The 22,351-nt window shown below is 67.2% G+C and carries 21 protein-coding genes; 15 read left to right on the top strand and 6 right to left on the bottom strand.

Going from position 1 to position 22,351, the window contains the following annotated elements:
* Window positions 1–119 precede the first annotated feature (119 nt).
* From AC5P78_RS15680 to AC5P78_RS15670, 3 genes are all read left to right on the top strand, one after another.
* Window positions 120–1,976 (top strand): ATP-binding protein, encoded by a 1,857-nt coding sequence (locus tag AC5P78_RS15680; protein WP_414498602.1) that lies wholly within the window; start codon window positions 120–122, stop codon window positions 1,974–1,976.
* Between the two features lie 48 nt (window positions 1,977–2,024).
* Window positions 2,025–4,331: a tetratricopeptide repeat protein gene (locus AC5P78_RS15675; protein ID WP_111196852.1), complete on the top strand. Its 2,307-nt coding sequence runs from the start codon at window positions 2,025–2,027 to the stop codon at window positions 4,329–4,331.
* A 92-nt stretch (window positions 4,332–4,423) separates the two neighbouring features.
* Window positions 4,424–4,888 (top strand): YqhG/Tai3 family protein, encoded by a 465-nt coding sequence (locus tag AC5P78_RS15670; RefSeq protein ID WP_005408589.1) that lies wholly within the window; start codon window positions 4,424–4,426, stop codon window positions 4,886–4,888.
* 99 nt (window positions 4,889–4,987) lie between these two features.
* Here AC5P78_RS15670 and AC5P78_RS15665 read toward each other — a convergent pair whose 3' ends face one another.
* Window positions 4,988–5,782, bottom strand: coding sequence for a cytochrome C assembly family protein (locus tag AC5P78_RS15665; RefSeq protein WP_012479528.1), 795 nt, complete (start codon window positions 5,780–5,782; stop codon window positions 4,988–4,990).
* A 122-nt stretch (window positions 5,783–5,904) separates the two neighbouring features.
* Between AC5P78_RS15665 and ffh the strand changes: the two genes are divergently transcribed.
* The 10 genes from ffh to AC5P78_RS15615 all read left to right on the top strand — a co-directional run bounded on the left by ffh (window position 5,905) and on the right by AC5P78_RS15615 (window position 12,919).
* The gene (ffh, locus tag AC5P78_RS15660) at window positions 5,905–7,281 is read left to right on the top strand and encodes a signal recognition particle protein (RefSeq protein WP_005408591.1); all 1,377 of its coding nucleotides are present in this window, start codon (window positions 5,905–5,907) and stop codon (window positions 7,279–7,281) included.
* 91 nt (window positions 7,282–7,372) lie between these two features.
* On the top strand, window positions 7,373–8,449 hold the full coding sequence (locus tag AC5P78_RS15655; protein ID WP_076739557.1) for an NAD(P)H-dependent flavin oxidoreductase: 1,077 nt from the start codon (window positions 7,373–7,375) through the stop codon (window positions 8,447–8,449).
* Complete coding sequence (locus tag AC5P78_RS15650) at window positions 8,446–9,258, top strand: aminotransferase class IV family protein (RefSeq protein WP_099527206.1); 813 nt, start codon at window positions 8,446–8,448, stop codon at window positions 9,256–9,258. The genes AC5P78_RS15655 and AC5P78_RS15650 overlap by 4 nt, the downstream gene beginning before the upstream one ends.
* 96 nt (window positions 9,259–9,354) lie before the next feature.
* Window positions 9,355–9,615 carry a 30S ribosomal protein S16 gene (gene rpsP, locus AC5P78_RS15645; protein WP_005408594.1) on the top strand — a complete coding sequence of 87 codons (261 nt, stop codon included), beginning with the start codon at window positions 9,355–9,357 and terminating at the stop codon, window positions 9,613–9,615.
* A 44-nt stretch (window positions 9,616–9,659) separates the two neighbouring features.
* Window positions 9,660–10,172: a ribosome maturation factor RimM gene (gene rimM, locus AC5P78_RS15640; RefSeq protein WP_005408595.1), complete on the top strand. Its 513-nt coding sequence runs from the start codon at window positions 9,660–9,662 to the stop codon at window positions 10,170–10,172.
* Between the two features lie 8 nt (window positions 10,173–10,180).
* On the top strand, window positions 10,181–10,939 hold the full coding sequence (gene trmD, locus AC5P78_RS15635; protein WP_005412653.1) for a tRNA (guanosine(37)-N1)-methyltransferase TrmD: 759 nt from the start codon (window positions 10,181–10,183) through the stop codon (window positions 10,937–10,939).
* Between the two features lie 154 nt (window positions 10,940–11,093).
* On the top strand, window positions 11,094–11,495 hold the full coding sequence (gene rplS, locus AC5P78_RS15630) for a 50S ribosomal protein L19 (protein WP_005408597.1): 402 nt from the start codon (window positions 11,094–11,096) through the stop codon (window positions 11,493–11,495).
* Window positions 11,496–11,577: 82 nt separating this feature from the next.
* Entirely contained in the window at window positions 11,578–11,958 is a 381-nt protein-coding gene (locus tag AC5P78_RS15625) for a DUF6404 family protein (protein WP_012479532.1), read from the top strand.
* Between the two features lie 80 nt (window positions 11,959–12,038).
* Entirely contained in the window at window positions 12,039–12,473 is a 435-nt protein-coding gene (locus tag AC5P78_RS15620) for a DUF1801 domain-containing protein (protein ID WP_005412655.1), read from the top strand.
* A 38-nt stretch (window positions 12,474–12,511) separates the two neighbouring features.
* A complete protein-coding gene (locus tag AC5P78_RS15615) occupies window positions 12,512–12,919 on the top strand; it encodes a DUF1801 domain-containing protein (protein WP_005412656.1) in 408 nt (135 codons plus the stop codon).
* 119 nt (window positions 12,920–13,038) lie between these two features.
* On the opposite strand, the gene AC5P78_RS15610 is transcribed toward AC5P78_RS15615, so the two are convergent.
* Window positions 13,039–14,499 (bottom strand): MATE family efflux transporter, encoded by a 1,461-nt coding sequence (locus AC5P78_RS15610; protein ID WP_138969749.1) that lies wholly within the window; start codon window positions 14,497–14,499, stop codon window positions 13,039–13,041.
* A gap of 62 nt (window positions 14,500–14,561) precedes the next feature.
* Here AC5P78_RS15610 and AC5P78_RS15605 point away from each other — a divergent pair, with 62 nt between their 5' ends.
* Together AC5P78_RS15605 and AC5P78_RS15600 are read left to right on the top strand one after the other, a co-directional pair.
* Window positions 14,562–14,801, top strand: coding sequence for a hypothetical protein (locus AC5P78_RS15605; protein ID WP_005408602.1), 240 nt, complete (start codon window positions 14,562–14,564; stop codon window positions 14,799–14,801).
* 9 nt (window positions 14,802–14,810) lie between these two features.
* Window positions 14,811–15,218, top strand: a complete 408-nt coding sequence (locus tag AC5P78_RS15600) for an RNA-binding S4 domain-containing protein (RefSeq protein ID WP_024956742.1) — start codon at window positions 14,811–14,813, stop codon at window positions 15,216–15,218.
* A 38-nt stretch (window positions 15,219–15,256) separates the two neighbouring features.
* Here the strand turns inward: AC5P78_RS15600 and AC5P78_RS15595 are convergent, their stop codons facing one another.
* The 4 genes from AC5P78_RS15595 to mutS all read right to left on the bottom strand — a co-directional run bounded on the left by AC5P78_RS15595 (window position 15,257) and on the right by mutS (window position 22,304).
* Window positions 15,257–15,859: a DUF937 domain-containing protein gene (locus AC5P78_RS15595; protein ID WP_049406738.1), complete on the bottom strand. Its 603-nt coding sequence runs from the start codon at window positions 15,857–15,859 to the stop codon at window positions 15,257–15,259.
* A gap of 108 nt (window positions 15,860–15,967) precedes the next feature.
* Window positions 15,968–17,611: a catalase gene (locus tag AC5P78_RS15590; protein ID WP_043035634.1), complete on the bottom strand. Its 1,644-nt coding sequence runs from the start codon at window positions 17,609–17,611 to the stop codon at window positions 15,968–15,970.
* A 180-nt stretch (window positions 17,612–17,791) separates the two neighbouring features.
* Window positions 17,792–19,615 carry a hypothetical protein gene (locus tag AC5P78_RS15585; RefSeq protein WP_012479537.1) on the bottom strand — a complete coding sequence of 608 codons (1,824 nt, stop codon included), beginning with the start codon at window positions 19,613–19,615 and terminating at the stop codon, window positions 17,792–17,794.
* A 133-nt stretch (window positions 19,616–19,748) separates the two neighbouring features.
* Complete coding sequence (gene mutS / locus AC5P78_RS15580) at window positions 19,749–22,304, bottom strand: DNA mismatch repair protein MutS (RefSeq protein ID WP_495217293.1); 2,556 nt, start codon at window positions 22,302–22,304, stop codon at window positions 19,749–19,751.
* Between the last annotated feature and the right edge of the window lie 47 nt (window positions 22,305–22,351).

Genomic DNA, 22,351 nt, shown 5'->3' with positions numbered 1-22,351 from the left:
CGCGGGGCTCTGCCTCTACAAGCGTCGTATACGGCAACGGTCAGCCTGCCTGTGCTAGTTTTTCCCGCTCGACGAAGGCGCCCTCTGGCGTCTTTCCGTGCCCAGGAGTAAACGATTACATGCAGGACACCACGCTCACCGCCCCCAACGCCGAAATCCGTCGCGCAGGGGTCGATCTCAATGGATTGATGACGGTGCTGGGCAAGCACCTGTATTCCACCCCGGTGGTGGCGCTGCGTGAGCTGGTGCAGAACGCGCATGACTCGATCATCCGTCGCCGCATCGAGCAGCCTGGCATCGAAGTGCCGTCGCGCATCTCGGTGCAGGTCGATGCCGCTGCCGGCGTGCTGCGCATCACCGATACCGGTGCCGGCCTGACCCGCCAGGAAATCCATGACTACCTGGCTACCGTGGGCGTCGGCTACACCCGGGGCCTGCGCCAGGGCGGGGAGGACGATGAAGGCCTGATCGGCATGTTCGGCCTCGGGTTCCTGTCGGCCTTCGTGCTGGCGCGCAGGGTCAGCGTGCGTACCACCTCGTACCAGACGCCGGAACTGGGTCATCTGTACGTGTCCAGCAATGCCGAGCAGTACACCGTCAGCGAAATGCCGGCGCGCGCGGTTGGCACCGAGGTGGAACTGGAGCTGCATCCGGATTTCCTGCCGCTGGCCAACGAGGCGCGCCTGCACGAGGTGCTGGGCCGCTATTGCGCGCTGCTGTCCGAGCCGATCTTCATTGGTGCTGCGGCCGAGGCGCTCAACCCCGAGCCGCCGCCGTGGCGCAGCCAGGGTGACGTCGTCGTGCATCCGGTGCAGGCGCGTCGCCAGGCGCTGCAGTTCGCTGCGCGCTTCGAGCACGATTTCGAGCCGATCGTCACCGTGCCACTGCGCGCGGATGGCGACAGCGATGCCACCGGCCTGTTGTGGGTCCAGGATGGCGCTACCTACGGCACCAGTGACAACCGCAATCTTTCGGTGTTCGTGCGCGGCATGCTGCTGGACGACGATGCGCGCGACCTGCTGCCGCCGTGGGCCGGTTTCATCGGCGGGGTGATCGAATCCTCGCGGCTGACGCCCACCGCCAGCCGCGAAGACCTGCAGCGCGATGACCAGTACCGGGCCGTGCAGCACGCGCTGCTGGAGGCGCTGATTGATGGCCTGGCCGACGTCGCACGGCAGCAGCCGGAAGCCTGGCGACGCGTTCTCACGCGCCATAATGAGGCCTTGCTGGGCGCGGCGCTGTGCGATGACCGCCTGTTCGACCTGCTGTTGGAGCACGTGCGCGTGCCGACTTCGCAGGGCGACCTGCCGGCCAGTGCGCTGCCGGCGCGTGGTGCCGTGCATTTGATTCTCGACAATGGCGGTGGCTTCGAGGAGATGCTGTTCCGCGCGATGGGGGTACCGGTCGCGCATGGCCACCGCTATGCAGTCGTGCCGTTCCTGCGTCGCTGGGCCCAGGCCAAGGGCCTGCGCCTGGTTGAACTGGGGACCGAGCAGGGTAACCGTGCACTGTTCCGAAGCGATGACAGCCTCGACGAGGCGCAGCTGGCATGGCTGCGCGAGCAGCTGGGCGACGGCGAACAGTTGCTGCCGGCACGCTTCAGCCCCGAGTCGCTGCCGGTGGTGGTGGTGCCCGACCGCGAAGCCGAGCTGAAGCAGCGCCTGGAAGACGACGAGAACGACAAGCGCGTGTCGATGGCCGCGCTGCGCCTGGCCCGGCAGTTCACCGCACGCATCGAGTCGCGCGCGCCGTCGCGGCTGTACCTCAATCTCGACAACCCGGCAGTGCAGGCGCTGCTGCGCGCCCAGCGCGAGGGGCATCCACAGGCCGAAGCCGCAGCCCGTCTGCTGCGCTCACTGAAGATCATCGTCGCCGCGCAGGGCCGCCCGCTGGCACGCGCGAACGCTACGCCCGGCCCGGATCTCAACGGCGCCTTTACCGATATTGCCGGTGCCCTGCAGCAGATGCTGCGCTGAGCACCGTACCTTCTCATCCAGCCTTTGCTAGACAGGAGCACTTACCCCATGGACATCTGGAACTGGGTCGAAAAACTGCAGGGTGACCTGCGCCAGGCCGGCCAGGCGCAGAACGCGCACCTGCTGAACCGTCTCGCCGACGAGGTGAGTGAACTGCAGATCGACCGCGTCGATGCATTGCTGCCCGAAGCGCGTGCGCTGGGCAAGGCGCTGGACAACCCGTGGGTCGACGTCTATGTCGGCCACTGGGCGCTGCGCAACCGCGTCGGCAACCGCGTCGAAGGCGAGAGCGCGCTGGGCGAAGCGGTGGCGCTGTTCGAACGTGCGCACCGTGAGGACACGCTGGAATGCCCGCAGTCGATCTGCGTGACCCAGGATCTGGCTGCCTGCTATGGCAACATCGATGGCCCGGGCTGGGTGCCCGAGCGCATCGAGGTCTGCGATGAAACACTGGGTCGCATCGACCCGAGCTGGGCCTGTTTCCAGTGCCTGAGCTGCGAGAAGGCCGATGCGCTGCTCGATGATGGTCGTGGCCAGGCGGCGCTGGATTACCTGCAGGCGCAGGCCGATGCCGTGGAGGCCTGTGGCAAGGAAGTGTTCGACAGCTTCCCGGAGATGCAGATCAAGATCCTGCTGGGAATGGGCCGTGCCGATGAGGCACTGGCACTGATCGAAAAGCGGGAGGCCGAAGTTGCTGCGTCCGGAGAATACGAGCCGGCCAACTGCACGGTGCCGCGCCGCCTGTCCAAGGCCTGGGCGCTGGCCCAGCTGGGCCGCGACGAAGAGGCGCTGCAGCAGCTGGTGCCGTGGAGCGAGCTGACTCCGAACTACTGGCGCCTGTGGGCCAACACCGCCGCCGCGCTCTGCCAGCGGGATCCTGCGCGCAATACCTGGGATCTGGGCACGCGCTTCAACACGATCATCGAGCACTTTGCCCGGGTCGGATCGCATCGCCTGCTGATCGAAGTGGCAGCGCTGAGCCTGGAGCTGGCACTGCAGCGTGGCGCGCGCTGGGTGGCACTGCGGCAGCTGGAACTGGCCCGCACCCATCTGGCGCAGCTGCGCCAGGATCGTGGTGCTGCGGCGCTGGTGGCCGGCCTGGCCGCGCGCATCGACGCGTTGCCGGATGTCGCACCGCTGCCGGCGCCGGCGGGCGAGCTGTTGGCATGGCTGGACGCGCAGGGCGAACAGAACCAGTCGCGCGATCCCGAGCGCGAAGCGCAGTGGTTGCTGCAGGCGCATGCCGAGTTGCCCGATGACGAGGCGCTGGCCGAGATGGCGGCCAGCGCACTCAATGCCTGCGGCGCACAGCCCGAGGCGCGCGCGCTGCTGTGGCGGTTCGTACGCGGCCATGCGCAGCACGATGGTCCCGCGGCCTACACGCTGATGCGCTGGCTGGCCGAGCAGGGCGACGACGATGGCCTGCGCCAGCTGGCCGATCTCTACCGTGGCAGCGTGCCGGTGTTCGCGCACTGGTGCGAGGTGCAGCGTGCCCGCCGCGTGTCCGACTGGCCGGCGCTGGAGCAGGCGGCCCGATCCCTTCTGGAGCTGTCTCCGGGCTCGCACGGCGCGCGCGGCACGCTGGCGCGCATGTACATGGAAACCGGCCGCTTCAGCGAAGCACAGGCCTGCTATGCGCAGCTGGTTGAATTGCTGGAAGAGCCGAATGCCGCGCATTGGGACCACATGAGTGCCGCCAGCGCGGCGCGGGATTGGGACGCCGTGCGTCGCTCGGCGAAGGCGATCGGCATGGAGCTGTCCAGCCAGGAAGGCGTGGTCGAAGAGCCGTGGGGCTGGGTGATCATCCGCAGCGAAGAGAACGGTGAGCCGATGGAGTACTACGCCCGTCGCAGCGGACCGGTGACCGCGCGCATCGTCGAGAACGCGCCTTCCAACCGCGCCCAGCAGGTGGGCGACTGGGTGGTGTTCGATGCCGCGCTGGTGCATCCGGCACCCGAGGAGGAGGAAGCACGCGAGCATTTCATCCCGACCTATGCGCAGGTGCATGTGCTGGAACGCGGCGGCTACGCCCGCAGCTGGATGATCGATGGCGCGCACCCGGGCGAAGAGGCCTGGAACGTCTTCGTCGAGGCGGCCGAAGCACAGGGTTGGAAGGTGTGGTCGCACAGCCGCCCGGACTACACCGTCACCGACCCCGATGTGGAAGACGGCACGCTGCCCGGCCTGCTGTTCACCGTGGCCCAGCCGCAGGACCATGCACCGCTGGCGCTGCACCGCTTCCTCCAGCAGCAGACCGCGACGTGGCCGCATCCGCATTGCTGGCTGCGCCTGGCCGAAGCCTGCAACCAGGATCGCCAGCCGCACCTGGACGTGATCGAGCGTTACGGGTTGTAAGCCGGGTATCGGGTAGTGCCGGCCGCTGGCCGGCAGCACCGGGATATCCTGTAGTGCCGGCCAGCGGCCGGCACTCCCTCAAGGAGAAATACATGCGAAAGACAGGGATGCTCGTGATCACCGGGCTGCTGCTGGCCCCCACCGTGCAGGCTGCTCCCGCCTGCCGGGAGCCTGCGGCTGTGGCCCGCGCCTTCTACGAGGCGACGACTGGCAACGGTGATCTGCTGGATCCGCCGGCCGCGCTGGTCAGCGCGGCCTTCGGCAAGGCGCTGCGTGATGAGCGTGCCTGCCAGCAGCGCGAGGAGGGCATCTGCACGATCGATTCCGATCCGTGGCTGGATGCGCAGGATGGCGACATCGACAGCCCCGTGCGTTACAGCTGGAAAGAGGCCTCGGCGACCACCGGCCAGGTAGAAATGCGCTATTTGGTCTGGAAGAAGGCCTACGTGACCCGGTTGCCGATGGTGCGCCAGGGCCAGGGCTGCTGGCAGGTCGATGACATCCTCACCAACAGCGGCCGTTCGGTGCGGAAGATCCTGGCGCAGCCGGTGCCCTGACCGGCGGCAGCATCCACGCAGGGTGCGGTCCAGTTGCCGGCCAGCGGCCGGCACTACCAGGTGATGTTGGGTGGGTGCCGACCGTTGGTCGGCACGCTTCTATCGCGTATGCCCGAACACCAGTTCGATCACGAACTGGCTGCCGAAGAACGCCAGCAGCAGCAACAGCATTGCCGCCAGCGTCCAGTGCACCGCCTTCATGCCGCGCCAGCCGTAGCGGCGGCGGCCGACCAGCAGCACGCCGAACACGACCCACGACAGCACGCTCAGCACGGTCTTGTGCACCAGCTTCTGTGCCAGCAGGTCATCGACGAACAGCACGCCGGTGACCAGGGTCAGGGTCAGCAGCGCGAAGCCGACGATGATCACCCGGAACAGCAGTGATTCCAGGTCGGCCAGCGGCGGCAGCGCCCGCAGCCACGGCCGGAACTCGCGGCGACGCAGTGCGCGTTCCTGCAGCCACAGCATGATTGCCAGCAGCGCGGCGATGCTCAGCGTGGCGTAGGCCAGCAGCGCCAGCCAGGCGTGGCTGGCCAGGCGCCAGCCCAGCACTTTGCTCGGTTCGTGGCCGTAGCCGTGGTAGGCCAGCAGCAGCACGGCAGCCAGCGGGAACACCACCACGCCCAGCGCCGACATCCGCCCTCGTGCGCCGACCAGCGAGGTCAGCCAGGCCATGCCCAGGCCGACCAGCGACAGCGCGGCGAAAAAGTGCATGTCCGGCCCGCCGTTGGTGCGCATCGCCACCATCACGTGGTAGCTGCCATGCAGCAGCATCGCCGGCAGGGCCGGCCACAGCCAGGTGGGCGAGCCGGTGGTTTCATCGCGGCCGAGCGCGCGCACCAGCAGGGCACTGGCAGCCAGGTAGAGCAGGACGGCGATGAGAACGATTGTCATCGTTGCAGTTTCGCATACCCCTGCGGTGGTGGCGACGGTCCCGTGGCCGCAGTCCGGGGAGACAGCCGGACCCGTTATACTGTCTGCCTTATTGTCCCCCGCTTTCAGACAGGTTGCGCCGCATGTTCGAGTCCCTGACCCAGCGCCTTTCCGGCACCATCGAGCGCCTGCGTGGCCGTGGCCGCCTGACCGAGGAGAACATCCGCGAGGCGACCCGCGAAGTGCGCATCGCGCTGCTCGAAGCCGACGTTGCGCTGCCGGTGGTGCAGGCCCTGATCGAGCGCATCAAGGTACGAGCGGTTGGCCAGGAAGTGCTGAAGTCGCTGACCCCGGGCCAGGCGCTGATCAAGGTCGTGCGCGACGAGCTGACCGCGGTGATGGGCGCCGAAGCCAGCGACCTGAACCTCAATGTGCCCGCGCCGGCCATCATCCTGATGGCGGGCCTGCAGGGCGCCGGCAAGACCACCACGGTGGGCAAGCTGGCCAAGCACCTGAAGGAAAAGCGCAAGAAGAAGGTGATGGTGGTCTCGGCCGACGTCTACCGTCCGGCCGCGATCGAACAGCTGAAGACCCTGGCCGAGCAGGTCGGCGTGCTGTTCTTCCCGTCCAGTGCCGACCAGAAGCCGGAAGCCATCGTCCGTGCCGCCATCGACGACGCGCGCAAGTCGTTCGTCGACGTGCTGCTGGTCGATACCGCCGGCCGCCTGGCCATCGACGAAGCGATGATGGCCGAGATCAAGGCCCTGCACGCTGCGGTGAACCCGGCCGAAACCCTGTTCGTGGTCGACGCCATGACCGGCCAGGACGCGGCCAACACCGCCAAGGCCTTCGGCGACGCCCTGCCGCTGACCGGCGTGGTGCTGACCAAGACCGACGGTGACGCCCGTGGCGGTGCCGCGCTGAGCGTGCGCTACATCACCGGCAAGCCGATCAAGTTCGTCGGCGTCAGCGAAAAGCCGGAAGGCCTGGACGTGTTCCACCCGGACCGTATCGCCAGCCGCATCCTCGACATGGGCGACGTGCTGTCGCTGGTCGAGCAGGTCGAGCAGCAGGTCGACAAGGACAAGGCGGCCAAGCTGGCCGAGAAGGTCGCCAAGGGCAAGAAGTTCGACCTGAACGACATGCGTGACCAGCTCGAGCAGATGCAGAACATGGGCGGCATCGGCGGCCTGATGGACAAGCTGCCGGGCCTGGGCAACATCCCCGACCATCTGAAGCAGCAGGTCAGCCAGGGCAAGGAAGTGCCGCGCATGATCGCCATCATCAGCTCGATGACCAAGAAGGAACGGCGCAACCCGAACCTGCTGAACGGCTCGCGCCGCGCGCGCATCGCCAAGGGCTCGGGCGTGACGCCGGCTGACGTCAACAAGCTGATGAAGCAGTACATGCAGATGGAAAAGATGATGAGCAAGATGGCCGGCGGCGGCATGAAGGGCATGTTGCGCAGCATGAAGGGCATGATGGGCGCCATGGGCGGCCGCGGCATGCCGTTCCGTTGATGCAGCGACGGGGCCGGCGCGCATTGCGACGCGGGCCCGGTCACAATGACTGGCGTATGCTGGATGGCGACTTCTCCAACAGGTATGTCGCGTGAATGCATCGCCGATTCTTGAACGCGCCGACACCTTCTGTCGGCGTTTTTCATTGCAGCTTCCGATCCTGCTGGCACCGATGGCCGGTGCCTGCCCGGTGCCGCTGTCGGCCGCGCTGGCCAATGCCGGCAGCATGGGCGCGATGGGTGCGGTGCTGTCGCCGGCCGCCGATATCGGCCGCTGGATGGATGACTTCCGCGCCGCTTCCAATGGCCCGGCGCAGGTGAACCTGTGGGTGCCGGATCCGGTGCCGACCCGTGACGTTGCCGCCGAGGCTGCCAGCCGCGCCTTCCTGACGCAGTGGGGCCCGGACGTGCCGGCCAGCGCCGCCGATGCCACGCCCGCCGACTTCGAAGAACAGTTCGCCGCACTGCTGGCCGCACGCCCGGCGGTGGCCTCGACCATCATGGGTGTGTTGCTGCCGCGCCACGTGCAGCAGTTGAAGGATGCCGGCATTGCCTGGATCGCCTGCGCGACCACCTTGTCCGAAGCGCGTGCAGCACAGGACGCCGGTGCCGATGCGGTGGTGGCGCAGGGCATGGAAGCGGGCGGCCATCGCGGTGCGTTCGATCCGGCGATGGCCGAGCGCCAGCTGGTCGGCCTGTTCGCGCTGCTGCCGCGCCTGGCCGATCACCTGCAGATCCCGGTGATTGCCGCCGGCGGTATCGCCGATGGCCGCGGTATCGCGGCCGCGCTCACGCTGGGGGCCAGCGCGGTGCAGATCGGCACCGCGTTCCTGCGCACGCCCGAAGCCGCGATCGCCTCGGCGTGGGCCGATGGGCTGGCCGCCAGCGAACCGGAAGACACCTGGCCGACCCGCGCTTTCAGCGGCCGCCTGGGCCGCGGCCTGGCGACCGCCTATGTGCGCGCCGCTGCCGCAGAAGGCGCCCCGCCGCCACGCCCGTACCCGGTGCAGCGCGGGCTGACCGCGCCGATGCGCAAGCAGGCCGCGCAGGAAAACCGCCTGGCGGCGATGCAGGCCTGGGCCGGGCAGTCGGCGTGGATGGCGCCGGCACAGCCGGCCGCCGACGTGCTGCGCGGCATGTGGAGCCAGGCGCAGGCGCTGCTGCGATGACGGTGACCTGCAACGGCCTGCCGGCACAGGTCGAGGATCTGCTGCCGGCGCTGGTCAACTACGGCCATTTCACCTCGCTGCAGGTGCGCGACCACGCGGTGCAGGGACTGGACCTGCATCTGGCGCGGCTGTCACAGGCGACGCGTGCACTGTTCGGCAGCGAGCTGGATACGGTGCAGGTACAGACCTGGATGGCACAGGCCCTGCAGCAGGCCGGCCTGGCCGATGCCTCGCTGCGGGTGACGGTGTACTCGCGCCGGTTCGATTTCCGCAACCCGCTGGCGGCGGTGCCGGTGGACGTGCTGGTGGCAGTATCAGCGCCGGTGGCCCTGGTCGCGCCCAAGCGCGTGCGCAGTGTGCTCTGGCAGCGCGAAATGCCGCGGATCAAGCACGTGGGCACGTTTGGCCTGTTCGCCGAGCGCCGCGCGGCGATGGCCGAAGGATTCGACGATGTGCTGTTCGTGACCGCTGATGGCGACGTGAGTGAAGGCAGCACCTGGAACCTGGCCGTGCACGATGGTGAACGGCTGCTCTGGCCGCAGGCGCCGGCCCTGCGCGGTACGGCCGAAGCGCTGCTGAAGCGGCATTGGCCCGATACGCAGTTGGCGCGGCCGTTGGCGCTGGCTGAACTGGGCAGTGTGAAGGCCGCTTTTGCCTGCAACGCCAGCGGCCTGTGGGCGCTGGAGGCCATCGACGGGCATCTCCTGCCAAGCTCGCAGGCGCTGGCTGAACAGGGCAGGGCGGTGCTGGCGGCGGTAGCTTGGCAGGGGCTGGGGTCAGATCCCTTTTGCGCCGCAAAAGGGATCTGACCCCAGCCCCCCCCGGGGGTTGGCTCGGCCGGACTCTACCGCTATAATCGCCCGCTTACCTCGCCATCCTGGCGACTGGGCAATAGGAAAAACACCATGGTCAAGATTCGACTGACCCGCGGCGGCGCCAAGAAGCGTCCGTTCTACCACATCATCGTCACCGACGTGCGCAGTGCGCGCGACGGCCGCAACATCGAGCGCGTTGGTTTCTACAACCCGGTCGCCCAGGGCGGCGAGAAGCGCATCGAGCTGGACCTGGCCCGCGTTGACCATTGGGTCAAGAACGGCGCCCAGCCGACCGACAAGGTCCGCAACCTGATCAAGGAAGCGACCAAGTCCCAGGCCGCTGCGGCCTGATCCTGACGGGCCACGCTTCGGCGTGGCCCTCTTGGTTGAAGCAGATGAAAGATATCGAGCGCCGCATCCTGCTGGGCAGGGTTGTCGGCGCTTTTGGTGTGCGCGGCGAGATCAAGCTCGAGTCCTGGACCGAGCCACGTTCCGCCATTTTCCGTTACCAGCCGTGGATCGTGCGCAGCCCGTCCGGCGTGGAAACCACGATTGAAGGTGTGCGTGGCCGCGACAGTGGCAAGCACCTGGTCGCCCGGTTCCCCGGCGTCGAGGACCGCGATACCGTCGAAGCGATGCGCGGCACCGAGATCTACGTGGCCCGCAGTGCCCTGCCACCGCCGAAGCCCGATGAGTATTACTGGGTGGACCTGGAAGGCCTGGACGTGAAGACCACCGAGGGCGTTGCCCTGGGCCAGGTCTCGCACCTGTTCAGCACCGGCGCCAACGACGTGGTGGTGGTCCGGGGTGACCGCGAGCGGATGATCCCGTTCGTGCAGCCGGACTTCGTCAAGTCGGTCGATTTCGAGGCCAACCTGGTCGTGGTCGACTGGGATCCCGAGTTCTGAGTGTGAGCATGCGTTTCGACGTCATCACCCTGTTCCCCGAGTTCCTCGCCCAGTCCGCTGGACTGGGCGTGGTCGGGCGCGCGCAGGAGAAGGGGTTGTTCAGCCTGCATGGCTGGAATCCCCGTGATTACGCCGAAGGCAACTACCGCCGGGTGGACGACCGTCCATTCGGTGGCGGCCCGGGCATGGTGATGCTGATCGAGCCGTTGCAGGCCTGCCTGCAGGCGATCCGCGATGCTGATCCGACCCCGGCGCGGGTGATCCATCTCAGCCCGCAGGGGGCGCCGTTGACTCAGGCCAAGGTGCGGGAACTGGCGGCGTTGCCGCGCATGGTCCTGCTCTGTGGCCGCTACGAGGGCATCGACGAGCGTTTCCTGGAAGCCAATGTCGACGAGGAAATCTCCCTCGGCGACTATGTGCTGTCGGGTGGCGAGCTGGGTGCGGCGGTCATCATCGACGCCGTGGCCCGCCTGCAGGACGGGGCCCTGAATGACGCTGAATCAGCGGCCCAGGACAGCTTCGAAGGTGATCTGGGCCTGCTCGACTGTCCGCACTACAGCCAGCCGGCCCAGCACCCTCTGGGCGACGTGCCGGACGTGCTGCGCTCAGGCAACCATGCGGCCATCGCCGCGTGGCGCCGCCAGCAGTCGCTGGTCCGTACCGCCCAGCGGCGCCCGGACCTGCTGGATGAACAGGCCCTGGGCAAGGCCGACCGCACGCTGCTGGAACAGGGCCGTCAGGCCCAGAAACAGAAGGCCGACCCCTAGCGCAGGGCCGGCTTTATCGGCTATCATGGCCAATTACCGCCAGCCCAGGCCGGCGCGCGCAGTACCCACAACAAACGTGCAGCACAGTCCGGTGACTGCATGAGCCCACGTTGTCTACATGACACGCCCACCCGAACAAGAATCGGTGTAACCCATGAGCAAGCTGAACAAGTCCATCGTCGCGGAATTCGAATCCGCCCAGATCACCCGTGAACTGCCGAAGTTCAGCCAGGGCGACACCGTTGTCGTCAACGTGAAGGTGAAGGAAGGCAGCCGCGAGCGCGTGCAGGCCTACGAAGGCGTCGTCATCGCCACCAAGAACGCCGGCCTGAACTCCTCGTTCACCGTGCGCAAGATCTCGCACGGCTACGGCGTCGAGCGCGTGTTCCAGACCCACAGCGCCATCATCGACTCGGTCGAAGTGAAGCGTCGTGGTAAGGTCCGCGCCGGCAAGCTGTACTACCTGCGTGGCCTGGAAGGCAAGGCTGCCCGCATCAAGGAAGACCTGGCTGCCGCTGCTGCCGCCAAGGCTGCCCGTCTGGCCGAAAAGGCCTGATAAACAACTTCGGTTGTTGCCGCGACGGCCACCTTCGGGTGGCCGTTTGCGTTTCCGGCATCGCATCGGCCACGATCAGGTGATGAACGACATCAACCCGCGCTATCCCGCCGTGATCCAGTCGGCGTTGCGCTTCCTCGACGGCAAGGGACTGGCGCGTGTGCAGTCGGCGCCGTTGCTGCATCGCCTGCTGTGGCGCATGGGCATCGCACTGCCACCGCCGATCCTGGCCGGCTTCGGTACCAATGCGCTGGTGCAGGGCCTGTTGTTCGGGCTGTTCTGGACCGCGCTGATGTGGCTGATGCTGTGGCAGGGCAGCGAGCGTCCGCTGGCCTTGCTGCTGGCGGCCGGCCTGTTGGCTGGTGCGCTGTTCGGCGTGGTGATGGCCGGCTTGATGCGCTCGCTGCGCCGTCACCGCAAATTACCGGAGTGGCGCCAGTTCCGCGCGGGGCAGGCGGACTGAGCCGATGGCGCACTGCGCCGTGACCGCCCGGCACAGGCCGCGGTAGGCTGCCGGCATCATCCCGATGGACGTGCCGTGCGATGCCTGCCAAGCGAACCGCACCTTCCGCTGCGCCCAAGCTGTTGTCAGGCGGTAATCCGCAGATCGCCAAGGGCGAGGGCGATGCCACGGTACAGGCCTATATCGCGGCGATGCCGGACTGGAAGCGGCCGATCGGCGCACGGCTGGATGCGCTGGTCGAACAGGCCGTACCTGGGGTGCACAAGGCGGTGAAGTGGAACTCGCCGATGTATGCGGTGGCCGCGGGCGAAGGCTGGTTTCTCAGCTTCCATTGCTTCACCCGCTATATCAAGGTGGCGTTCTTCCGCGGCGCTGCGCTGAAACCGGTGCCGCCGGAGCCGTCCAGGAGTGCCGATACGCGCTACCTGCACATTGCACAGGATGGCGTACTGGATGAAGCCCGGTTTCTTGACTGGGTGCGCCAGGCCGCGGCATTGCCCGGCGAACACATGTAAGCCCACCGTTCTGATCTCCTTGCCGACGAGAGCCGCTGATGGCCACGCATGCACCCAACCCGGCCGATGCCGGAACCCCGGCCGCCGAACTGATCGATGCGCGCATCGCCGAACTGGGCGACTGGCGTGGCGAAGCGCTGGCACGCGTGCGTGCGTTGATCCATGAGGCGCTGCCCGACGTGCAGGAAACCTGGAAATGGCGGGGTACACCGGTGTGGGAGCACAACGGCATCCTGTGCACCGGCGAGACCTACAAGCAGGCGGTGAAGCTGACGTTTGCCAATGGCGCGGCGCTGGCCGACCCCAAAGGCCTGTTCAACGCCAGCCTGGAGGGCAACACGCGGCGCGCGATCGATATCCATGAAGGCGCGATGCCGGATGCCGCCGCGTTCAAGGCGTTGATGCGCGCGGCGGCCATGTTCAACGCGGCGAAGAAGAAGCGGTAGAGCCGGCGCCGCTGGCCGGCTGTGCCGCGATGCTGCTGGAGAGGTGTGAGGTTGCCGGCCAGCGGCCGGCACTACCGTGGCGTTCACTGGCCCATGAGGTTGCCGGCCAGCGGCCGGCACTACCGCAGCGGTGCGGCATCCGGGTCGGCCACCGGCGACGGCGGGCAGGCCGGAATTTCCGACGGCGTGGCCAGTTCCTGGGCGTGCGAGGGCTTGCTGATCATCTTCGCCTTGCGCCAGCCGCCCCAGCGGTAATACGCCAACGACAGCAGCATCGACACCAGCGAGCTGACCGGGAAACTCCACCAGATCGCATCGGCGCCCCAATACGGCTGCAGCAGCTCGGCGAACGGCACGCGCACGCCCCACAGCGAACCCGCCAGGATCAGCAGCGGCGGGATCACCGCGCCGGTGGAGCGCACCACGCCGGAGATCACGAAGCTGACGCCGAAGAACAGGAACGAGCCGATCACCACGTGGTTGAGGTGACGGGCAATGTCCAGCGCCTGGCTGGTCGGCGGCAGGAACAGCGCCAGCAGCTGGCGATCGAACAGCACCAGCGGCAGGATCAGCGCGCCGGTCAGCAGGAAATTGAACAGCACGCCCTGGCGTGCGGTGCCGCGTACGCGGTCCCAGCGCTGCGCACCGACGTTCTGCGCCGCCATCGAAGAGCACGCCGCACCGATCGCCATCGCTGGCATCTGCAGGTAGTTCCACAGCTGCAGGGAAGCGCCGTAACCGGCGGCGGTGTCGGTGCCGTACTGGTTGACCATGGTCATCAGCAGGATCACCGACAGCGAGATCAGCACCATCTGCAGGCCCATCGGCACGCCCTTGAGCACCAGCGCTTTCAGGATGGTCAGGTCGAGCTTGAACAGCCGCATGTCGGCGCGGCCCAGCCACAGGGTGTGGCGCTTGTGCCGCATGTACAGCAGCAGGCCGGCCAGCGACAGCGTCTGCGCGACCAGCGTGGCCCAGGCCGAGCCGGCAATGCCCAGCGCGGGGAACGGCCCCATGCCGAAGATCAGCACCGGGTTCAGCACGATGTCCAGTGCCACCGACACCATCAGGAAACGGAACGGCGTGCGCGAGTCACCGGCACCGCGCAGCGCGGCGGTGAGGAAGGCGAACGCATACAGCGTCGGCATCGCCAGGAAGATGATCTGCAGGTAGGCCTCGGCCAATGGCAGCGAGGCGGCCGGCGTGCCCATCGCCGCCAGCAGCGGATGGGCCATGAACCAGCCGGCGATGGCGATGATCACTGACAGGCCGATGAAGAAGGTGGCGCTGGTACCCACCACGCGCCGCGCCTGCGCGATGTCGCGCGCGCCGATCGCCTGGCCGATCAGGATGGTCGAGGCCATGCCGAAGCCGAACACCGAGCCGATCAGGAAGAACATGATGTTGTTGGCGTTCGCGGTGGCGGTCAGTGCCGCCTCGCCGAGGAAGCGCCCGACCCAGACCGCATTCACCGAACCGTTCAGCGACTGCGCGATGTTGCCGGCCAGGATCGGCAGGGAAAACAACAGGAGATTGCGGCCGATCGGGCCGGAGGTCAGGTCAAGCGGCGCTTTGGCCATGGAGTGGTGATCGAATCCCGGGAGGCGCACACTAGCACCAAGCCGGTTTGCGGGATGTGGCAATGCGTCAACGACTGCAGGTGAAGCGAAGGCTGGCGCTGGCCTTGATCGGCGCCGCGCTGGCCGCATGTTCGACAGGTGACCGGCTGGGCGATACCCAGGTGCGGCCAACCGACCGCCCCGAGTGCCTGGTCGGCAGCCAGCGCCAGGATCTTTCCGCCGGCGTTCCCACCCTGATCGGGGGCAGCGGCTGCCGCACCGACCCCGACAACCCGCGTCCCCTGAACAAGCGAACGGAGTAGTCCCTGCCGATGACCGAGCTTTCCGCGCTGTCGCCCAGTGTCCGCCTGGACATCTGGCTGTGGGCGGCCCGTTTCTTCAAGACCCGCAGCCTGGCCAAGCAGGCCATCGAAACCGGCAAGGTCAGCGTCGCCGGGCAGCGCCCGAAATCCTCACGCGCAGTGCGCGTCGGTGAGCAGCTGCAGGTCGACCGCGGCGAAGAGCATTTCGAGATCCAGGTGCTGGGCCTGAGCGACCAGCGCGGGCCGGCGCCGACGGCGCAGCAGTTGTATGCCGAGAGTGAGGCCTCGAAGGCGCGCCGTGCCGAACAGCGCGCGTTGCGCATCGCGGCGCGCGATGGTTTCCAGCCGCCGGAGCACAAGCCGGACAAGCGCGCACGGCGGTTGATCCGCGCGCTCGGCGATATCGACGCGTTGTAAGCAGCAGGGCGCCAGACCGGATCCGGCGCCCCCTTGGCTCAGCGCTTGCCGCCCAGCAGGCTGCCGCCGATCTTCAGCAGATCGCCCACGCCGAGCTGGCCGTCACCGTCCTGGTCCAGCAGGCTGCCGAGCAGGCCACCGGCAAGACCGCCCTGCTGCTGCACCTGCTGCTTTTCCTGGCCGAGGGCCTGGCTGAGCGAGCCGGCGTCGGCCTGGCCGCCACCGAGGCGCTGGGCGAGGAAAGCCATCACGATCGGTGCGAGGATCTGCAGCAGCTGGCTGGTGCGGCCACTGTCGAGCTGGGTGGCCTGGGCCAGGCCGGTTTCCACCTTCTGCTGGTTGCCGCCGAAGATGTGACCGAGGATGCCGGCGCCATCGCTGGCGGCACCACCGCTACCGCCGCCCAGTACCGAACCGAGCACGCTGCCCAGGTCCAGCCCACTGTGGTTGTTCTGCAGCGCGCCGAGCAGCGCCTGCGCGCCCTGCGGCTGCGAGGCGTTGTTGCCCAGCGCGCCCATCAGCACCGGCAGCGCGGCACTGATCGCACCGGAAGCCTGGGTGTCGCTGATGCCGAGCTGCTGCGACACCTGCTGCAGCGGTGCGCCCTGCAGTTTGGCGAGAAGTTCGTCGGTGAGGCTCATCTGCGGAATCCTTGATTGGGGTGGGGCGTGCAGAAGGTACGACGCGGACCGTTAAAACGGCGACGCCGCCTCACGGGGAGGCGGCGTGCTGTTCACGGGGCAGGGCGATCAGAGCTCGATGTCTTCGGCGCCCGGGGTCGCGGTGGGGAAGTCCGCTTCCGGCTGCGCCGGCTTGAACGGATCCGAAGGCTGGCTGGCCAGCGCCTTCAGCGCTGCGGCAACGCCAGCGCCATAGGCCGGGTCGGCCTTGCTGCAGTTGTCGATGTGGCGCTGCTTGATGAAGTCCGGCGCATCGCCCAGGGCGCGGGCGGTGTTGGCGAACAGGCGGTCCTTCTGTGCCTGGTTGTAGCTGCGGAACAGCGCACCGGGCTGGCTGAAGTAGTCGGCGTCGTCCTCACGGAAATTCCAGAAGTCGGCGTCACCGCGGATCTTCATCGGCGGCTCGCGGTACTGCGGTTGTTCCTGCCACTGGCCGTAGCTGTTCGGCTCGTAGTGCGGCAGGCCGCCGTAGTTGCCGTCCACGCGCATCGCACCGTCGCGGTGGTTGCTGTGCACCGGGCAGCGTGCGGCGTTCACCGGAATCTGGTGGTGGTTTACGCCCAGGCGGTAGCGCTGCGCATCGGAATAGGCGAACAGGCGTGCCTGCAGCATCTTGTCCGGCGACGGGCCGATGCCCGGCACCAGGTTGCTCGGTGCGAACGCGGACTGCTCCACGTCCTGGTACCAGTTGACCGGGTTGCGGTTCAGTTCGAACTGGCCCACTTCGATCAGCGGGTAGTCGCTCTTCGGCCACACCTTGGTCAGGTCGAACGGATGGATGCGGTAGGTTTCCGCCTCCAGCTCGGGCATGACCTGGATGAACAGCTTCCACTTCGGGAAGTCGCCCTTCTCGATTGCGGCGAACAGGTCGCGGCCGTGGCTTTCGCGGTCATGGCCGACCAGGATCTGCGCCTGCGCGTCGGTCAGCGATTCGATGCCCTGCTGGCTGACGAAGTGGAACTTCACCCAGAAGCGCTCGCTGTCGGCGTTGGTGAAGCTGTAGGTGTGCGAGCCGAAGCCGTGCATGTGGCGGAAGCTGCGCGGGATGCCGCGGTCGCTCATCACCACGGTCACCTGCAGCAGGGCTTCGGGCAGCAACGTCCAGAAGTCCCAGTTGTTGCGCGCGCTGCGCAGGTTGGTATGCGGGTCGCGTTTCACGGCCTTGTTGAGGTCGGCGAACTTGCGCGGGTCGCGCAGGAAGAACACCGGCGTGTTGTTGCCGACCAGGTCCCAGTTGCCTTCTTCGGTGTAGAACTTCAGTGCGAAGCCGCGGATGTCACGCTCGGCGTCGGCGGCGCCACGCTCGCCGGCCACCGTGGTGAAGCGCGCGAACATCTCGGTCTGCTTGCCGACCTTCTCGAACAGCTTGGCACGGGTGTACTTGCTGATGTCGTGGGTGACGGTGAAAGTACCGAACGCGCCCGAGCCCTTGGCGTGCATGCGGCGCTCGGGAATGATCTCGCGGTTGAGGTTGGCCAGCTTCTCCAGCAGCCAGACGTCTTCCATCAGCAGCGGGCCACGTGGGCCGGCGGTCTTGCTGTTCTGGTTGTCCACCACCGGTGCGCCGAAGGCCGTGGTCATCGGCGTGACCGGATCATCGCCGTGCTTCTGCTTGGGCGTGGTGCTCAGTTCACGCTGCTGCTGGGTGCCTTCCGCAGGCGACGGCGCGGTGTGATACGGGCACTTGGGGCTGTTGTTATCGGACTGGCTCATGGCTGGCTCCTGCGGGTGAAGACGGGGTGGAACATCTTCACTCGACTTTAGCTATGGCCAGATGAAATGAATAATCGAATGAATCATTCACTTCTATAGCTTCTGTCTATCGATTGTCGGGAATTCATTGCCGGGGCCTTGTTCCGGTCGCCCGGCGGCTCGCATCCCGACACGCTCCGATCATGGGCCAGCAGTGCTCGATTCGACGATGCGCACCGGGCGCGCTAGGCCGTCGAATGCATCCACATAACGACGATGAAGCATCCCGTCCCGGCGCAGCTGGGTGTCCTGCATCGGCCGGATCTGGGTGGTCAGCGGATTCCCGCGTGGCGCCAGTTGCGTTCCATAGCGTGCGGGGTAGGGCCCCGATGCGGCTGCCTTCACATACCGGGTTTCCTGTACCACCAGGCCGGCACGGCGAAGGCGCTCGATCTGCAGGTCGCCGATGTTGGCGGTGTAGTCGTTGCCGAAGACATACTCGGCCTGCACGCCGTCGGGCCGGTTTTCCCAGGTTGTTGAAACGCAGTTGGAGGTGCAGCCACCGGTGAATGACCAGTGTGGTGAGTATGTGTACGTCCAGGAGGCGGGCTGGATGCCGGGCCCGGACAGGGTCTTGGATACCAGCGACTTGGCCATGTAGGCATTGGGAATGCCGAATGAGCCAAACCCGAAGTTGGAGGAACTAGTGCCGATGATGCCGCAGCTGCCAGGCGTGTTGTCCGATCCGTGGATCAACTGGCGAAGCGAGAACACCCCTTGTGCGCCGCTGGGATGGCGCATGGTGATCACATCGTTGAAGGCCGGGTCGCCGGCATCTTCCGAGCGGAATCCCGTTGCATTCTGCGCGCAGGAATTCATGTAGAAGCCTGGATTCAGGACGGGGGGCACCATCGTCCACGGCATGGCGCCCACATGGCGGTCGGTGGAGAAGGTCCAGCGCGACTGGTCGGGAAGTACGACTTCGTTGAGCGTGCGCCCCCAGTAGCTGTCGACGTAGTTGTAACGCCAGGTGCGATCCCCGGCCCGGACGGCGCCGATCTTGCCCTGCGCGTCATAGTCGATATCGATCCGGGCTCCGTCATTGGAAATGATCGCCAGCAGGCGGGTCGGGTTGGCACCGTCGTAGCTGTAACTGACCCAGTTGCCGTGGCGGTCCTCGACACGTGTCGCGTAGAGGAAGACATCGACGACCGGAACCAGCAGGTAGGGCTGCGATGTGCCATTGCCATTGCCATCACGATAGTACTCGTTGGCCAGCACGTCGTGCTGGTCGCGGACCGCCATCCAATCGAAGAAGTAACGGGTGCCATCGGTGGTCCGCACCACAAAACCTTCGCCGGTTCCATTCCTGATGGCTGGCAGGCAGCTGACGCGCCACTGGCTGGCCGAGGTGCCAATGTAGGTTGCCCCATCCTGGGGCAGGCTTGCCCCTGCTTCCTTCAGCAAAAGGGATTCATAACCGACCGCAGGGAGGTTGATGAAGATGCCGCTCCAATAGGTGTGCTTCGGGATGACCCGGGTGTTGAAGTCCGGTGACGGGCCCACCCACTCGGTCGGGGACAGGTTGCTGCCGCTGCAGCGGCCGCCGCCCGCCGCATTCCAGCCCCGGCGTTGATCGTAGGAGCCCATCATGTAGGGGGCATCGATCTCCCAGGACGCCCCCAGCGGGGCGGCAGCGCGATCCAGTCCCTGTTTCTGCTTCGGCGTTGTGCGGGTGAATGCGACCCGCATTCCACTGCTGGTCGGCACCACGACATCGGTCTGCGAGAACTGCAGCGTGCCATCCTTCCTGTTTAGGGAATCACCAAACAGATCATCGCCGAGCGCCGCGACCCGCGCACCCCGCAGGCGTTCGTCGTAGGTACGCTCGCTGCTTACGAATTCCTGTGCATCGGCCACGCCACACACCAGCAACAACGCTAGAACCGTACGCCGCATGTTCGTTCCCTCGTGATCGAATCCCCTCGCTTCGATGCCGCGGCATGTTGCCCGGCCCCATTGCATGCCGCTGGGATCGCAGTTTCAGTGACTGTGCGGAACGGCGCCCCAGCTCCCCTGTGGCGGTCTGCGTGGCCGAGTATGCAGGATTCTCCGCGGTGGCTTCCAGGGGGGCATGGTGCCCCCTGGCCAGGCGCACTTACAGCAGCGTTTTCAGCCGATACAGCGCTTCCAGTGCCTGCTTTGGGGTCAACTCGTCCGGATCGATCGCCGCCAGCGCTTCCTGCGCCTTGCTGGACGGTGCCGCGAACAGCCCGAACTGCTGCGGGGCATCCAGCGCCTGCGGCGCCAGCTCGGCGGCGTGGCTTTCAGCGCCGCGCTGTTCCAGCTCGGCCAGGCGACGCCGTGCCTGCGCCACGGTGGCGCGCGGCAGGCCGGCCAGTGCGGCCACCTGCAGGCCAAAGCTGCGGTTGGCCGGGCCGTCCTTCACTGCGTGCATGAACACCAGCGCTTCGCCGTGCTCGACCGCGTCCAGGTGCACGTTGGCGATGCCGCTGCGGCCGCCCTCGTGCTGTTCGTCGGCCAGCGCGGTCAGCTCGAAGTAGTGGGTGGCGAACAGCGTGTAGCAGCGGTTCTGGTAGGCCAGGTGGCGGGCCACCGCGTCGGCCAGCGCCAGGCCATCGTAGGTGGAGGTGCCACGGCCGATCTCGTCCATCAGCACCAGCGAATGGGCGGTGGCGTGGTGCAGGATGTAGCTGGTCTCGGCCATCTCGACCATGAAGGTCGACTGCCCGCGGGCGAGGTCGTCGCCGGCGCCGATGCGGGTCAGGATGCGGTCGATCGGGCCGATCACCGCCCGGCTGGCCGGCACGAAGCTGCCGATGTGGGCCAGCAGCACGATCAGCGCGTTCTGCCGCATGTAGGTCGATTTACCGCCCATGTTCGGGCCGGTGATGACCAGCATGCGACGGTCCGGATGCAGGTCCAGGTCATTGGGTTCGAACGGCTGTTCGCGTACCGCTTCGACCACTGGATGGCGGCCGCGTTCGATCTTCAGGCACGGCTCGGCCTGCAGCTCCGGGCGCGCCCAGTCCAGCGCCTGCGCGCGTTCGGCGAAGGCGGCCAGCACGTCCAGTTCGCTCAGCGCAGCGGCACATTGCTTCAGCGGTTCCAGCTGGTCGCCAAGGGTGTCCAGCAGCTGCTCGTACAGGTACTTCTCGCGCGACAGCGAACGGTCGCGCGCGGACAGCACCTTGTCCTCGAATGCCTTCAGTTCTTCGGTGATGTAGCGCTCGGCATTGGTCAGCGTCTGGCGGCGGGTGTAGTGCACCGGCGCACGATCGGACTGGCCCTTGCTGATTTCGATGTAGTAACCGTGAACGCGGTTGTAGCCCACCTTCAGGGTGGGAATACCGCTGCTCTCGCGCTCGCGCAGTTCCAGGTCGACCAGGAACTGGTCGGCATGGGTGGACAGCCGGCGCAGCTCGTCCAGTTCTTCATCGAAGCCATCGGCCAGCACGCCGCCGTCGCTCAGCTTCAGCGGCGGCATCTCGGCGATGGCGCTGGCCAGCAGCTGCGCGCACGCGTCGTGTTCGCCCAGCGCCGCATGCAGGGCCTGCAGGCGCGGCGAGTCCAGCGGGGCCAGCACTTCGCGCACCGCCGGCAGCAGGCCCAGGCCGTCACGCAGGGTGGAGAAATCGCGGGGGCGCGCCGAGCGCAGCGCGACGCGGGTGAGGATGCGTTCCAGATCGCCGAGGCGGCGGAACTGCTCGCGGATGTCGGCGTCCGCACCGCGATCGATCAGGGTTTCCACCGCGTGGTGGCGCTGCACCAGCACCTCGCGCAGGCGCAGCGGGCGGTGCAGCCAGCGGCGCAGCAGGCGCCCACCCATGGGTGTCACCGTGCTGTCGAGCACGCCCAGCAGGGTATTGCGGGTATCACCGTCGACACGCGTGTCCAATTCCAGGTGGCGGCGGGTGGCGGCGTTCATCGCGATCGCCTCGCCGGCGGTTTCCATCGCGATCGAAGTCAGGTGCGGCAGGCGCTGCTTCTGGGTTTCCTCGACATAGCCGAGCAGGGCGCCGGCGGCGGCGGTGGCACGGGACTTGTCATCGATACCGAAGCCGCTCAGATCGTGCAGCTTGAAGAAGTTCAGCAGCTGGCGGCGGCCGCTGTCCGCGTCGAACAGCCACGGCGCACGGCGGCGCACGCCGGTGCGCTGGCGCAGGAACTCCGGCCAGTTCTCCTCGTCGGGCACCAGCAGCTCGGCCGGCTCCAGCCGTGCCAGCTCGGCTTCCAGGGCGTCGTCGGTCTCCACTTCGTTGACCAGGAAGCGGCCACCGGCCAGGTCGGCCCAGGCCAGGCCGTAGCCCTGCTTGCTGCGCGACAACGCCATCAGCAGGGTGTCGCGGCGCTCGTCCAGCAGCGCTTCGTCGGTGACCGTGCCGGGGGTGACGATGCGCACCACCTTGCGTTCGACCAAGCCCTTGGCGAGCGCCGGGTCGCCGATCTGCTCGCAGATCGCCACCGACTCGCCCAGCGCCACCAGCCGTGCCAGGTAGCCTTCGTAGGCATGCACCGGCACGCCGGCCATCGGGATCGGTGCGCCGCCGGAGCTGCCACGCTGGGTCAGGGTGATGTCGAGCAGCCGCGCAGCCTTGCGCGCGTCGTCGTAGAACAGCTCGTAGAAGTCGCCCATGCGGAAGAACAGCAGCAGGTCCGGGTAGTCGGACTTGGCTGCGAAGAACTGCTTCATTAGAGGCGTGTGTTCTGCGCTGGCCTTGATCTGTTTCTTGTTTTCTT

The sequence above is a fragment of the Stenotrophomonas sp. YJH_SMC_133 genome (assembly GCF_059370655.1).
The sequence above is the reverse complement of the archived record's forward strand: the minus strand, read 5'-3'. Positions and strand labels throughout refer to the sequence as shown.